Source organism: Actinomadura sp. NPDC048021, from assembly GCF_040653135.1.
Lineage (GTDB): Bacteria > Actinomycetota > Actinomycetes > Streptosporangiales > Streptosporangiaceae > Spirillospora > Spirillospora verrucosospora.
The window spans coordinates 57,182-69,855 of the sequence record NZ_JBEZJQ010000017.1 but is presented as its reverse complement, the minus strand read 5'-3'; the positions used below and the strand labels follow the sequence as shown (position 1 = coordinate 69,855).

Annotated in this window: 12 protein-coding genes and 1 riboswitch; of the genes, 9 read left to right on the top strand and 3 right to left on the bottom strand. The window is 72.7% G+C overall.

Translation table 11 applies throughout. The features are described from left to right. Positions 1-104 precede the first annotated feature (104 nt). Positions 105-1,664: an ATP-dependent DNA ligase gene (locus AB0C87_RS26645; protein WP_360580073.1), complete on the top strand. Its 1,560-nt coding sequence runs from the start codon at positions 105-107 to the stop codon at positions 1,662-1,664. A 6-nt stretch (positions 1,665-1,670) separates the two neighbouring features. On the opposite strand, the gene AB0C87_RS26640 is transcribed toward AB0C87_RS26645, so the two are convergent. Beyond that, positions 1,671-2,810, bottom strand: coding sequence for a hypothetical protein (locus tag AB0C87_RS26640; protein WP_360580071.1), 1,140 nt, complete (start codon positions 2,808-2,810; stop codon positions 1,671-1,673). Between the two features lie 81 nt (positions 2,811-2,891). Between AB0C87_RS26640 and AB0C87_RS26635 the strand changes: the two genes are divergently transcribed. Next, on the top strand, positions 2,892-3,992 hold the full coding sequence (locus AB0C87_RS26635) for a PLP-dependent cysteine synthase family protein (protein WP_360580069.1): 1,101 nt from the start codon (positions 2,892-2,894) through the stop codon (positions 3,990-3,992). On the opposite strand, the gene AB0C87_RS26630 is transcribed toward AB0C87_RS26635, so the two are convergent. Next, positions 3,982-5,280 (bottom strand): M50 family metallopeptidase, encoded by a 1,299-nt coding sequence (locus tag AB0C87_RS26630; RefSeq protein ID WP_345184252.1) that lies wholly within the window; start codon positions 5,278-5,280, stop codon positions 3,982-3,984. The two genes, AB0C87_RS26635 and AB0C87_RS26630, sit on opposite strands and share 11 nt — an antisense overlap. A gap of 237 nt (positions 5,281-5,517) precedes the next feature. Here AB0C87_RS26630 and AB0C87_RS26625 point away from each other — a divergent pair, with 237 nt between their 5' ends. The 5 genes from AB0C87_RS26625 (at position 5,518) to AB0C87_RS26605 (ending at position 10,731) form a co-directional block, all read left to right on the top strand. Next, on the top strand, positions 5,518-5,859 hold the full coding sequence (locus tag AB0C87_RS26625) for a hypothetical protein (protein ID WP_360580068.1): 342 nt from the start codon (positions 5,518-5,520) through the stop codon (positions 5,857-5,859). A gap of 373 nt (positions 5,860-6,232) precedes the next feature. Then, a riboswitch (glycine riboswitch) is annotated at positions 6,233-6,328 on the top strand. Between the two features lie 166 nt (positions 6,329-6,494). After that, complete coding sequence (gcvT, locus tag AB0C87_RS26620; protein ID WP_360580067.1) at positions 6,495-7,589, top strand: glycine cleavage system aminomethyltransferase GcvT; 1,095 nt, start codon at positions 6,495-6,497, stop codon at positions 7,587-7,589. A 55-nt stretch (positions 7,590-7,644) separates the two neighbouring features. Further along, complete coding sequence (gene gcvH, locus AB0C87_RS26615; RefSeq protein WP_345184245.1) at positions 7,645-8,034, top strand: glycine cleavage system protein GcvH; 390 nt, start codon at positions 7,645-7,647, stop codon at positions 8,032-8,034. Continuing rightward, positions 8,031-9,287, top strand: coding sequence for a serine hydroxymethyltransferase (gene glyA, locus AB0C87_RS26610; protein ID WP_345184242.1), 1,257 nt, complete (start codon positions 8,031-8,033; stop codon positions 9,285-9,287). Before gcvH ends, glyA begins: the two co-directional genes overlap by 4 nt. A gap of 70 nt (positions 9,288-9,357) precedes the next feature. Next, on the top strand, positions 9,358-10,731 hold the full coding sequence (locus AB0C87_RS26605; protein ID WP_345184239.1) for an L-serine ammonia-lyase: 1,374 nt from the start codon (positions 9,358-9,360) through the stop codon (positions 10,729-10,731). 10 nt (positions 10,732-10,741) lie between these two features. Here the strand turns inward: AB0C87_RS26605 and AB0C87_RS26600 are convergent, their stop codons facing one another. After that, complete coding sequence (locus tag AB0C87_RS26600; RefSeq protein WP_360580064.1) at positions 10,742-11,203, bottom strand: nuclear transport factor 2 family protein; 462 nt, start codon at positions 11,201-11,203, stop codon at positions 10,742-10,744. An 89-nt stretch (positions 11,204-11,292) separates the two neighbouring features. Here AB0C87_RS26600 and AB0C87_RS26595 point away from each other — a divergent pair, with 89 nt between their 5' ends. Continuing rightward, positions 11,293-11,868 (top strand): TetR/AcrR family transcriptional regulator, encoded by a 576-nt coding sequence (locus AB0C87_RS26595; protein ID WP_345184235.1) that lies wholly within the window; start codon positions 11,293-11,295, stop codon positions 11,866-11,868. Between the two features lie 35 nt (positions 11,869-11,903). Further along, positions 11,904-12,653: an SDR family oxidoreductase gene (locus tag AB0C87_RS26590; RefSeq protein WP_353835203.1), complete on the top strand. Its 750-nt coding sequence runs from the start codon at positions 11,904-11,906 to the stop codon at positions 12,651-12,653. The last annotated feature ends 21 nt before the right edge of the window (positions 12,654-12,674 follow it).

Genomic DNA, 12,674 nt, shown 5'->3' with positions numbered 1-12,674 from the left:
TCCCGTCGACCGTTCCCGCCACCCGTCAACGTAACCAGGGCCGCGCCGCCTGGCCAGGCCCCCTCGCGGTGCCGTTCGTCAGACCCGGTGGTCACAATGAAGGGATGCTGATAGCGGACATCGCACGGACCTCGGAGGCGGTCGCGGGCACCTCGGGCCGCAAGGCCAAGGTGTCGGCGCTCGCGGAGTGCCTGCGCGCGGCCGATCCGGGCGAGGCCGCGACCGTGGTCGCCTACCTGTCCGGCGAGCTGCCGCAACGCCAGATCGGGGTGGGGTACGCCGCGCTGCGCGACCTCCCGCCGCCCGCCGCGGAGCCGTCCCTGACCGTGCCCGGGGTGGACGCGGCGTTCGACGAGATCGGCGCCGTGTCCGGGCCGGGCTCGGTCGCCCGGCGGCGCGAGCTGCTCGCGGCGCTGTTCGGCCGCGCCACCGCCCCCGAGCAGGACTTCCTCGTCAGGCTGCTGGCGGGCGAGCTGCGCCAGGGCGCGCTGGACGGGGTGATGGCCGAGGCGATCGCGTCGGCCGCCGGGGTGCCCTCCGCCGAGGTCCGGCGCGCGTTCATGCTGCGCGGCTCGCTCGGCCCGGTCGCGACGACCGCCCTCGCGGAGGGGGTCGACGGGCTGCGCGCGTTCACGCTGGAGGTGGGGCGGCCGGTCAAGCCGATGCTGGCCGCCGCCGCGCCGTCGGTCGACGAGGCGTTCGCCAAGCTCGGGGGCGAGGCCGCCGTCGAGTGGAAGCTCGACGGCATCCGCGCGCAGGTGCACGTGTCCGGCGACGGGGTCCGGGTGTTCACCCGGACGCTCGACGAGATCACCTCCCGGCTGCCCGAGGTGGTGGAGGCGGTGCGGGGCCTGCCCGTCCGCGAGGCCGTGTTCGACGGCGAGCTCATCGCCCTGCGGCCCGACGGCCGCCCCCATCCGTTCCAGGTCACCTCCGCCCGCACCGCGACCCGCACCGCGAAGAGCACCGAGCCGGTGCCGCTGGCCGTCTTCCTGTTCGACGTGCTGTACCTCGCGGAGGCCGGCGACGCCCCTCCGCAGGGCGCGCGCGGCGAGGACCTGCTCGACGCGCCCGGGGCCGAGCGGTACGCGGCGCTCGCGCGGGTCGTCCCCGAGGAGCTGCGGATGCCCCGCGTGGTCACCGGCGACCCCGCGCGCGCCAAGGAGGTCTTCGACGAGGCCGTCGCGCGCGGCCACGAGGGCGTCGTCGTCAAGGCCCTCGACACCCCGTACACGGCCGGGCGGCGCGGCGCGGGCTGGATCAAGGTCAAGCCCCGGCACACCCTCGACCTCGTCGTCCTCGCCGTCGAGTGGGGGCACGGCCGCCGGCAGGGGCTGCTGTCCAACCTGCACCTCGGCGCCCGCGACCCCGAGACCGGCGGCTTCGTCATGCTCGGCAAGACCTTCAAGGGGCTCACCGACGAGCTGCTCGCCTGGCAGACGCGGAAGCTGCGCGAGCTGGCCGTGCGCGAGGACTCCTGGACGGTGCACGTCCGGCCCGAACTGGTCGTCGAGATCGCGTTCGACGGCGTCCAGCACAGCCCCCGCTACCCCGGCGGCATCGCGCTGCGGTTCGCCCGCGTCCTGCGGTACCGGCCCGACAAGTCGGCCGCCGAGGCCGACACGATCGACACCGTCCGCGCCGTCGCCCCCGTCATGGACTGAGCGGCGTCACGGGCTGAGCCCGGAGGCCTCCGCGGGCGGATGCTCCCCCGCCGGCGGCTCGTCCCCGTGCGCGCGGCCGCGGGCCCGCCGGGCCGACGCGGCGCGGGTCCGGATCCGCGAACCGGTCCGCCCCCGCACGCGCGACGGGGTGCGGCGGCGCGCCTGGGCGGCGGCCTCCCGCCGGGCGCGGGCGGCGGCGTTGCGCTCGGCCCGCTCGACGGCCTCCCGCTGGGCGCGGGCGGCCGCCCGGCGCGCCGCGCGGCGCGCGGCCCGGCGCGCCCGGCCCCGCTCGGCCCGCCGCTCCGCCCGGCGCTCGGCGCGGGCTGCGGCGCGGGCCATCCTGCGGCGGCGGGCCCGCTCGGCGACGTCGACGGGGCGCTGGAGCAGTTCGGGCGGGATGAGGTCGTGCCGGCCCGCGATGAACTCCTGCACCCAGATCTTGGCGCGGATGAGCGGCCGCCGGAGCCGCGTCTCGCGCCGGACGGCCCGGTGGTACCGGCGCGAGCCGGGGTCGTAGCGCCAGCGCGACCAGGGCGAGCCGGGCCGCGCCACCCGGATCGCGCCGACGATCAGCAGCGCGGGCATGAACAGCCCGATGAGCCCCGTCCAGATCTTGCCCTTCAGCAGCGTGACCACGGCGAGGACGAGGTTGACGGCGAGCGAGGCGACGTAGACGCGGGTGATCAGCCCGGTGCCATGGTCGGGCGCGATGCCCTCGTAGCCGAGGGGACGGATGCCGAGCAGCAGCAGCCCGGTCACCGCCATCGCGACGAACACCGCGTCGACGGACGCGCGGCCCTTCTCCGTCCAGTAGACGTCGCTGAGGTGCAGGATCAGCGCGAACTCGTCCAGGACGAGGGCCGATCCCATCCCGAACACCACCGCCGCCGCGAGGTCGAGGCCGACGTAGGCGTCCGGGACGGCGAGGCTCGCCACCCCGCCCAACAGCATCAGCACCACGCCGAACACGACGTGGTGGATGTGCACGTCGCCGGCCTTCACGTTCCGGAACCACCAGCGCACGTCCGCGCGGATCAGCCGCACGTTCACCCGCGTCAGCACGAAAGTGACCATGAACGCCACGAAGAAACCGAACAGCGGCAGCCGGCCGGTCGCCACGATGCGTTCGTCGAACATCTCGATCATCTGCCCCCCGCCTCCTCAATGATGCACCGTGACATGCGCCGATATCGTGTGACCCTGCCGACGATCAGGGGGAGAACCGCCATGAGCCGCATCGTGGACCGCTGCGATCCCGGGTACCGGGCATGGATCGCCGAGGCGATCCGGCTCGTGGACGCCGACGCCAACCGCAGCGCCGACACGCACCTGCACGTGTTCCCGCTGCCCCCGGAGTGGGGCATCGACCTCTACCTGAAGGACGAGTCCGTCCACCCCACGGGTTCGCTGAAGCACCGGCTCGCCCGGTCGCTGTTCCTGTACGGGCTGGCCAACGGGTGGATCCGCCAGGACACGACGATCATCGAGGCGTCCAGCGGGTCGACGGCGGTGTCGGAGGCGTACTTCGCGCGGCTGCTCGGCCTGCCGTTCGTCGCGGTCATGCCGGCCACCACCAGCCCGGAGAAGATCCAGCTCATCGAGTTCCACGGCGGCCGCTGCCACCTGGTGGCCGACCCGTCGGCGATCTACGAGGAGTCGCGGCGCCTCGCGGCCGAGTGCGGCGGCCACTTCATGGACCAGTTCACCTTCGCCGAGCGGGCGACGGACTGGCGCGGCAACAACAACATCGCCGAGTCGATCTTCGAGCAGATGCGGCTGGAGCGGTTCCCCGAGCCGTCCTGGATCGTGGTCGGCGCGGGCACCGGCGGGACGTCCGCGACGATCGGCCGGTACGCCCGCTACCGGATGTTCCAGACGCGGCTCGCGGTGGTCGACCCGGAGGGGTCGGCGTTCCACGGCTCGTTCGCCGACGGGGACCCCGAGCGCACCGCGGCGGGCTCGCGGATCGAGGGCATCGGCCGCCCCCGCGTCGAGCCGTCGTTCCTGCCCACGGTGATCGACCGGATGATCCGGGTGCCGGACGCGGCGTCGATCGCGGCGATGCGCTGGACGAGCGATGTCAGCGGCCGGAGCGTGGGCGGCTCGACCGGCACGAACATGTGGGGCGCGGCCGAGCTGATCGCGCAGATGCGGGCCCGCGGGGAGCGCGGCAGCGTCGTCACGCTCATCTGCGACGGCGCCGAGCGCTACGCGGGCACCTACGGGTCGGACGCGTGGCTGGCGGAGCAGGGCCTCGACGTCGCCCCCTACCGGGCCGCGCTGGACGCCTTCCTGAAGACCGGCACGATGCCGGACGTCACCCCGTGACGCGGATCGGGTTGAACAGGTCGGCGTAGATCAGCAGGCCGCCCATGACGATCAGGATGACGGCCATCACGTACGTCACCGGCAGCGCCTTGGCCACGTCCACGTAGCCGGGGTCGGGCCTGCGGAAGATCCGGGCGAAGGCCTTCTTGACCGCCTCCAGGAGCGCGCCCGCGATGTGCCCGCCGTCCAGCGGCAGCAGCGGGATGAGGTTGAACAGCCCGACCGCGAGGTTCAGCGAGCCGAGCAGCATCACGAAGAAGGAGACCTTCTGCGTCCCGGTGAAGTCGTCGGACGCGGCGACCTCGCCGCCGATCCGGCTGACGCCGACGACGCCGATCGGCCCGTTCGGGTCGCGCTTCTCGCCGCCGAAGGCCGCGTTCCACACGCCGACCATCTTCTGCGGCATCCGCACCAGGGCGCCGACGGTGCGCGCGGTCAGGTCGCCCATCGTGCTCGCGACCGCGCCCGGCCCCTGCCGCTCGATCCCGCTGGACGGCGTGATGCCGAGGAACCCGACGTTGACGACCTTGTCCTCGTCCTTGAGGTCGTACATCTGGTTGCGGGTGATCGGGACGTTCAGCCGCACGTCCCTGCCGTCCCGCCGGACGGTCATCGGGACGGTCTTGCCGCCGTCCTTGCGGATCAGCCGCTGGAGCTGCGGATAGTCGTCGATCTTCTTGCCGTCGAACGCGACGATCCGGTCGCCGGCCTGGAGCCCGACCTGCCGCGCGGGCGTCGGCGTCGCGCCCGCCGGGCACGCGGCGACCTTGGCGCTGGCCGGCACCATGCACTCGGCGACCTCCTTGATCACCGGCTGCGGCTGGTTGACGCCGATGCCCATCAGCAGGATCGCGAAGAACATCACCGACAGGAGCAGGTTCATCGCGGGCCCGCCGAACATGATGAGCAGCTTCTGCCACCACTTCTTGGCGTAGAACACGCGGTCCCCGTCGCCGGGCCCGACCTCCTCCAGCGAGGCCCCGCGCGCGGACTCGATCAGCCCCTGCCACGGCCCGGTGCTGATCCGCCGCACCTGCCCGGGCGCGTCGCCCTTGCGCGGCGGCAGCATGCCGATCATGCGGATGTAGCCGCCGAGCGGGATCCACTTGACCCCGTACTCCGTCTCGCCCTTGTGCCTCGACCACATGGTGGGCCCGAACCCGACCATGAACTGCGTGGTCCGCACCCCGAACAGCTTGGCGAAGGAGAAGTGCCCGAGCTCGTGCAGCGCGATGGAGACCAGCAGGCCGAAGAAGAGGATCAACGCTCCAGCCAGGTAGTAGACCATGCGGCGTGCCCTCCGGGTCCGTCCACCCCGCGCACCCGGGGGTGATCTCCGACAACCAGTTCAGAGTACGTTACGGCCCGCGATCCGGTTGAGGCGAACGAAGAAGCGGTCCGTGCCGGAGGCCACTTTGATGCACGGTGCTAACCCGGCCGCGCATCATTGGCACGAGAGCGCGTATCCGCGAGCAGGGCCGACCGCCCATCATGGGCGGCCCACCCCGGCCACGGAGGTTCCCCCTTGAAGCGCGGTCATGTAGCGGTCCTGGCCCTGACGCTGGCCCTGGCCGGCTGCGGCGGCAGCGACGACGGCGGCACGACGGCGGGCGCGTCGTCCCCAGCCCCGACCGCCAGGACGCAGGCCCCCTCCGCCCCCGGCACGGGCGTCGAGACCACGCCCCTCCCCCCGGCCCAGTCGAAGGCGGTCAAGGCCTTCAACGACTGCATGCACGCCCAGGGCGTCCAGATGCCCACCCCCAACCCCACGAGATCCCCCGCCCCCGACGAGCTGAAGAAGATCAGGGCCGCCCTGCAGACCTGCGTGAAGTCCATGTCGCCCCCCGCCACCCCACCCCCACGCTGACGACCACTCCCACAGCGCTCCCGTCACTCCCGAGCACCGGCGCGACCATCGTCCTGAGCCGGAGCCGGGGAAACCGCCACCTGTGCCAAGAAGCGCAACGGTCGAGACGACCCGCACAGAGGGACACCGAAACGGAAGCACCAGCAGCAACCGTCCAACGAGACGACCTCAGCCGCCACCCCAGCCGACGACGACCTCACACTCGCGATCGCGTCCGAAGGCAGGTTCGAGCTTGCGAGAACCTGATCGCGCAGCGAGCCGCAAGGCGAGCCGGAGCGATGCCAGCGATCGCACGTGTTTTTTGAGGTCGGGGCCCCCAGGGCCCCGACCTCAAAAAACACAATGAACACTGCTAGCCTTCTTCGACAGCTGATGATCCCGTGCGGGAGAGTCCCTCGCAGCCGGTGGGGGACGCCGAAGGAGCAAATCCTCCCCGGAACCTCTCAGGCCCACGGACCGCACGGGCCAGGCGACCTCTGGAAAGCGGGGACTCCGGTCCCCCGCCGAAGGTGAAAGCCCGCCGTGCGCGGCGGGTGAAGCTCTCAGGCGCCGATGACAGAGGGGGAGGCACCGATACGCCCGGTGCGCGAGTGGGACGATGGACCACGCGCGCCCGTGACGAAGGAGCCGAGCCCATGTCCGCCGATCCGACCGCGAAGAAGACGCCGCTGCACGACGTCCATGAGGACCTCGGCGCGAACCTCGTCGACTTCGCCGGCCATCTCATGCCGCTGCGCTACGCGAGCGAGACCGCCGAGCACCAGGCCGTCCGCACGGGGGCGGGGCTGTTCGACCTGTCGCACATGGGGGAGATCTTCCTGTCGGGTCCGGGCGCGGGGGCCGCGCTGGACTTCGCGCTGGTCGGCAACCTGTCGCCGATGCCGGTGGGCAAGGCCCGCTACACGATGATCTGCGGGCACGACGGCGGCGTCCTGGACGACCTGATCGTCTACCGGCTCGCGGACGAGACGTGGATGGTGGTGGCGAACGCGGCGAACGCCGCCGTCGTCCGGGAGGCGCTGGTCGAGCGGGCCGCGGGGTTCGAGGCGGCGGTGGACGACCGGTCCGACTCGTACGCGCTGATCGCCCTGCAGGGGCCGCGTTCCCAGGAAATTCTCGAGGGGTTCACGGACGCGCCGCTGGGGGACCTGAAGTACTACGCGATCCTTGCGGGGCGGGTCGCGGGCGTGGACGCGCTGGTCGCCCGCACCGGGTACACGGGCGAGGACGGGTTCGAGCTGTTCGTGGACGCGTCCGACGGTGTCGGGCTGTGGAGGGCGCTCGCCGCGGTGGAGGGGGTCGTCCCGGCGGGGCTTTCGGCCCGCGACACGCTGCGCCTGGAGGCGGGGATGCCGCTGTACGGGAACGAGCTGACGGCCGAGACGACGCCGTTCGAGGCGGGCCTCGGCCGGGTGGTGAAGCTGGACAAGCCAGGCGATTTCGTGGGCAAGGCCGCCCTGGCGGCGCAGGCGCAGACCCCGCCGGGCCGTAGGCTCGTGGGACTGGTCGCGCGGGGGCGTCGCGCGCCTCGCAAGGGGTACCAGGTCGTCACGTCCGGCGGCGCGCCGTGCGGCATCGTGACGAGCGGCGCCCCGTCGCCCACACTGGGCACGCCGATCGCCATGGCGTACCTCGACAGCGGCGTCGAGGAGGCGGGCCTCGCCGTGGACGTCCGCGGCCGGCACGAGCCGGTGGACGTGGTGGCCCTGCCGTTCTACAAGCGTTCCTGAACAAGTTGTCCGGCGGTGTGGGGCGCGCCCCCACAGTGGAAAGAGAGAAGTGATCGTGAGCGTTCCGGAGGAGCTCCGCTACAGCGAGGAGCACGAGTGGGTGTCGGGCCTCGGTGGCGAGGACGGCATCGTCACGGTCGGCATCACCGCGCACGCCGCCGACGCCCTCGGTGAGATCGTCTACATCGAGCTGCAGCCGTCGGAGGGCGACACCGTCGAGGCGGGCGAGCCGTGCGGCGAGGTGGAGTCGACCAAGTCGGTGAGCGACGTCTACTCCCCCGTCAGCGGCGAGATCACCGCGATCAACAGCGCGGTGGTGGACGAGCCGAAGGTCATCAACGACGACCCGTACGGCGAGGGCTGGATCTTCAAGGTGCGGATCTCGGAGGAGCCGGGCGACCTGCTCGACTCCGCCGCCTACGACAAGCTGATCGAGGAATCATGAGTCTGAACGACTCCCTCGCGACGGCCGATCCGGAGGTCGCCGAGGCCGTCGCCGCGGAGCTGCGCCGCCAGCAGGGCACCCTGGAGATGATCGCGTCGGAGAACTTCGCGCCGGTCTCGGTGCTGGAGGCTCAGGGGTCGGTCCTGACGAACAAGTACGCCGAGGGGTACCCGGGCCGCCGGTACTACGGCGGCTGCGAGTTCGTCGACGTCACCGAGCAGCTCGCGATCGACCGGGCCAAGGCGCTGTTCGGCGCCGAGCACGCGAACGTCCAGCCGCACAGCGGGGCGCAGGCGAACACGGCGGTGTACTTCGCGCTGCTCCAGCACGGCGACACGATCCTCGGCCTCGACCTCGCGCACGGCGGGCATCTCACGCACGGGATGCGGCTGAACTACTCCGGCAAGGTGCTGAACGTGGTGCCGTACCACGTCCGCGCCGAGGACGGCCTGGTCGACATGGACGAGGTGGCCTCGCTCGCGGCCGAGCACCGGCCGAAGATGATCGTGGCGGGCTGGTCGGCGTACCCGCGGCGGCTCGACTTCGCCGCGTTCCGGCGGATCGCCGACTCGGTCGGGGCGCTGCTCATGGTCGACATGGCGCACTTCGCGGGCCTGGTGGCGGCGGGGCTGCACCCCTCGCCCGTCCCGCACGCCGACATCGTGACGACGACGACGCACAAGACGCTCGGCGGTCCCCGCGGCGGGCTGATCCTCGCCCGCGAGGAGTACGGCAAGAAGATCAACTCCGCGGTGTTCCCCGGCATGCAGGGCGGCCCGCTGGAGCACGTGATCGCCGCCAAGGCCGTCGCCCTGAAGATCGCCGCGTCGGAGGAGTTCCGGGCCCGGCAGGCGGCGACGGTGGAGGGCGCGAAGCTGCTCGCCGAGCGCCTGCTCGCCGAGGACTGCGCCAAGGCCGGCGTCAAGGTGCTGACCGGCGGGACGGACGTCCACCTCGTGCTGGTCGACCTGGTGGACTCCGAGCTCACCGGGCGCGACGCCGAGGACCGCCTGCACGACATCGGCATCACGGTCAACCGCAACGCGGTGCCGAACGACCCGCGCCCGCCGATGGTGACGTCCGGTCTGCGGATCGGCACCCCGGCCCTCGCGACCCGCGGTTTCACCGCCGAGGACTTCGCCGAGGTCGCGGACGTGATCGCGCTGGCGCTGCAGCCGTCCTTCGACCGGGACGCGCTCGCCGCGCGGGTGAAGGCGCTGGCGGACGAGCACCCCCTGTACCCGAACCTGTGACGTTCCGGCGCCCTCTCCCCCTGCGGGACCCCCGTCAAGGGGGAGGGGGCGCGGCTACAACGAGGTAGCTATGGCCATCAGCGTTTTCGACCTGTTCAAGATCGGCATCGGTCCGTCGTCCTCCCACACGGGGGGCCCGATGGCCGCGGCGCACCGGTTCGCCCGGGGGCTCCAGCGCGACGGGCTGCTGGAGAAGACGGCGTCCGTCGCCGTCACCCTCTACGGGTCGCTCGGCCTCACCGGCAAGGGCCACGGCTCCGACAAGGCCGTCATCCTCGGTCTTGAGGGCGACAAGCCCGAGCTCGTCGACGTCGACCGGGTGGACGAGCGGCTCGCCGCGATCCGCGAGCGCGGGGCGCTGCGGCTGTTCGGCGACCACGAGATCCCGTTCGTGGTCAACGAGCACCTGGTCTTCGAGCGCAAGGAGTCGCTGCCCGGCCACCCCAACGGGATGCGCTTCACGGCTCTGGACGCCTCCGGCGGGGAGCTGCGCGCGAAGGTGTACTACTCCGTCGGCGGCGGGTTCATCCTGGACGAGAACGCCACCGGCGCCGACCGCATCAAGCCCGACGACACCGTCCTGCCGCACCCCTTCGACACGGCCGCCGAGCTGCTGGAGCGGTGCCGGGAGACGGGCCTGTCGATCTCGGCGCTGATGCTGGAGAACGAGAAGGCGTTCGGCCGCGACGCCGCCGAGATCCACGACGGCCTGCTCGAACTCTGGCAGGTCATGCGGGCCTGCGTGACCCGCGGCTGCACCCGGGAGGGCCTCCTGCCGGGCGGGCTCAAGGTGCGCCGCCGCGCTCCCCAGCTGCACCGGCAGCTGTCCGCGGAGGAGGCGTCCGACCCGCTCCACGCGATGGACTGGATCACCCTGTTCGCGCTGGCGGTCAACGAGGAGAACGCGGCGGGCGGGCGCATCGTCACGGCGCCGACCAACGGCGCCGCGGGCATCATCCCGGCCGTCCTGCACTACTACGACCGGTTCATCCCGGGCCACGACGACGAGGGCGTGGTGCGGTTCCTGCTGACCGCCGGGGCGATCGGCGTGCTGTTCAAGCAGAACGCCTCCATCTCCGGGGCCGAGGTCGGCTGCCAGGGCGAGGTCGGGTCGGCCTGCTCGATGGCCGCCGCCGGGCTCACGGAGGTCCTCGGCGGCACCCCCGAGCAGGTGGAGAACGCCGCCGAGATCGGCATCGAGCACAACCTCGGCCTGACCTGCGATCCCGTCGGCGGCCTGGTCCAGGTCCCCTGCATCGAGCGCAACGCCGTCGGCGCCGTCAAGGCCATCAGCGCCGCCCGGATCTCCCTGCGCGGCGACGGCCGCCACTTCGTCTCCCTCGACAAGGCCATCAAGACCATGCGCGACACGGGCCGCGACATGCTCGACAAGTACAAGGAGACCTCGCGCGGCGGCCTCGCCGTCAACGTCATCGAGTGCTGACCGCGGCCCGCTACCGGAGCGGGATGTCGAGGCCGTGCTCGTCGGCGGGGCGCGGGCCGCGGATGCGGCGGTCGGCCTCGCCGATCGCGACGTCGTTGATGCTCGCCTCCCGCCACCGCATCAGGCCGCGCTCGTCGAACTCCCACAGTTCGTTGCCGTAGCTGCGCCACCACTGCCCGCCGGCGTCGTGCCACTCGTACTGGAACCGGACGGCCATGCGGTTCTCGCGGAACCCCCACAGGCTCTTGCGCAGCGCGTAGTCGAGCTCCCGCTCCCACTTCGCGGTCAGGAAGGCGATGATCTCCTCCCGTCCGGTGACGAACCGGTCGCGGTTCCGCCAGACCGAGTCGGGCGTGTAGGCGAGCGCCACCCGCTGCGGGTCGCGGGTGTTCCACGCGTCCTCGGCCGCCTGGACCTTCTGCTTCGCGGTCTCCAGGGTGAACGGCGGGTAGGGCGGACGGTCCTCGGTCACGGCGGCCTCCTCGGGTTGAGAACGAGCGTTCTCCATCTCTGCCGCTAAGGTAGGGAACGATCGTTCTCAACGTCAAGTCAGGAGCGCCCATGCCGGCCGCGATCACCGAGGAGCAGCAGGACCGGGACCGCCAGGCCCTGCTGGACGTCGCCGAGCGCCTCTTCTACCGGCAGGGCGTCCAGGCGGTGGGCATGGACGAGCTGCGGACCGTGTCCGGGCTGCCGCTCAAGCGCATCTACCGGCTCTTTCCCACGAAGGAGGCCCTCGTCGTCGCGATGCTGGACCGCCGCGACCGCCGCTGGCGCGCGAGCCTGGCCGCCCATCTGGACGCGGAGCCCGACCCCCGGCGGCGCGTCCTCGCCCTGTTCGACTGGCTCGGCGCGTGGTTCGCCGAGCCGGGCTTCCGCGGCTGCGCCTGGGTCAACGCCCACGGGGAGCTCGGCTCGTCCTCCCCGGCGGTCGCGGACGCGGCGCGAGCCCACAAGCGGGCCTTCCACGACCAGGTCGTGGCCCTGGTCTCCCCTGTCGACGCGTCCGCCGCCGAACCCGTCTACCTGCTCGCCGAGGGCGCCATCGTCGTCGCCGGAATCCAGGGCGACCCCACCGCCGCCGCCCGCGCCCGAACCGGCGCCCGCCTTCTCCTGGAAAGGGCCGGCCGGGCTTGACCCTGCCGTTGGCGGCAGGGTTCCAGGCTCGGGGCATGGAGACGAATTCGGAGAACAGGGTCGTCCTGGTCACCGGCGCGGGAACCGGGATCGGACGCGCCACGGCACGCATGTTCGCGGCCGAGGGCGCCCGCGTGGTGGCCGTCGGACGGCGGCCCGGCCCGCTGGCCGAGACCGCGGACGGGCATCCCGGCATCGAGCCGCTCGCCGCCGACATCACCGGCGACGGCGCCGCCGCCGAGATCGTGCGCAGGGTGACGGACGCGCACGGACGGCTGGACGTGCTGGTCAACAACGCGGCGATCGTCCAGAGCGGGACCCTGGAGAGCCTCGCCCCGGAGACGCTCGCGCCGCAGCTCGCGACGAACCTGGTGGCGCCCGTCCTGCTGACCCGGGCGGCGCTGCCCGCGCTCGACGGCGGCGGGGTCGTCGTCAACGTCAGCACGTCCGTCGGGCAGCGGGGCTGGCCCGGCAACGCGTTCTACGCCGCCACGAAGTCGGCGCTGGAGACGCTCACGCGCGGCTGGGCCCTGGAGCTCGCGCCGCGCGGCATCCGCGTGGCCGCCGTGGCGCCCGGAGCGATCGCCACCCCGATGGGCGAGCACCAGGGCCTCTCCGCCGAGCGCCTCGCGGCGCTCCGGCAGTGGCAAATCGAGCACACCCCGCTCGGCCGCGTCGGGCGGCCGGAGGAGGTCGCGTGGGCGATCACGCGCCTGGCCTCGCCCGACGCCTCGTTCGTCACCGGCGCCGTCCTCGCGGTGGACGGAGGCGCGGTGGTCGCCTGAGCGCCGGCGGGCCCACCGCCT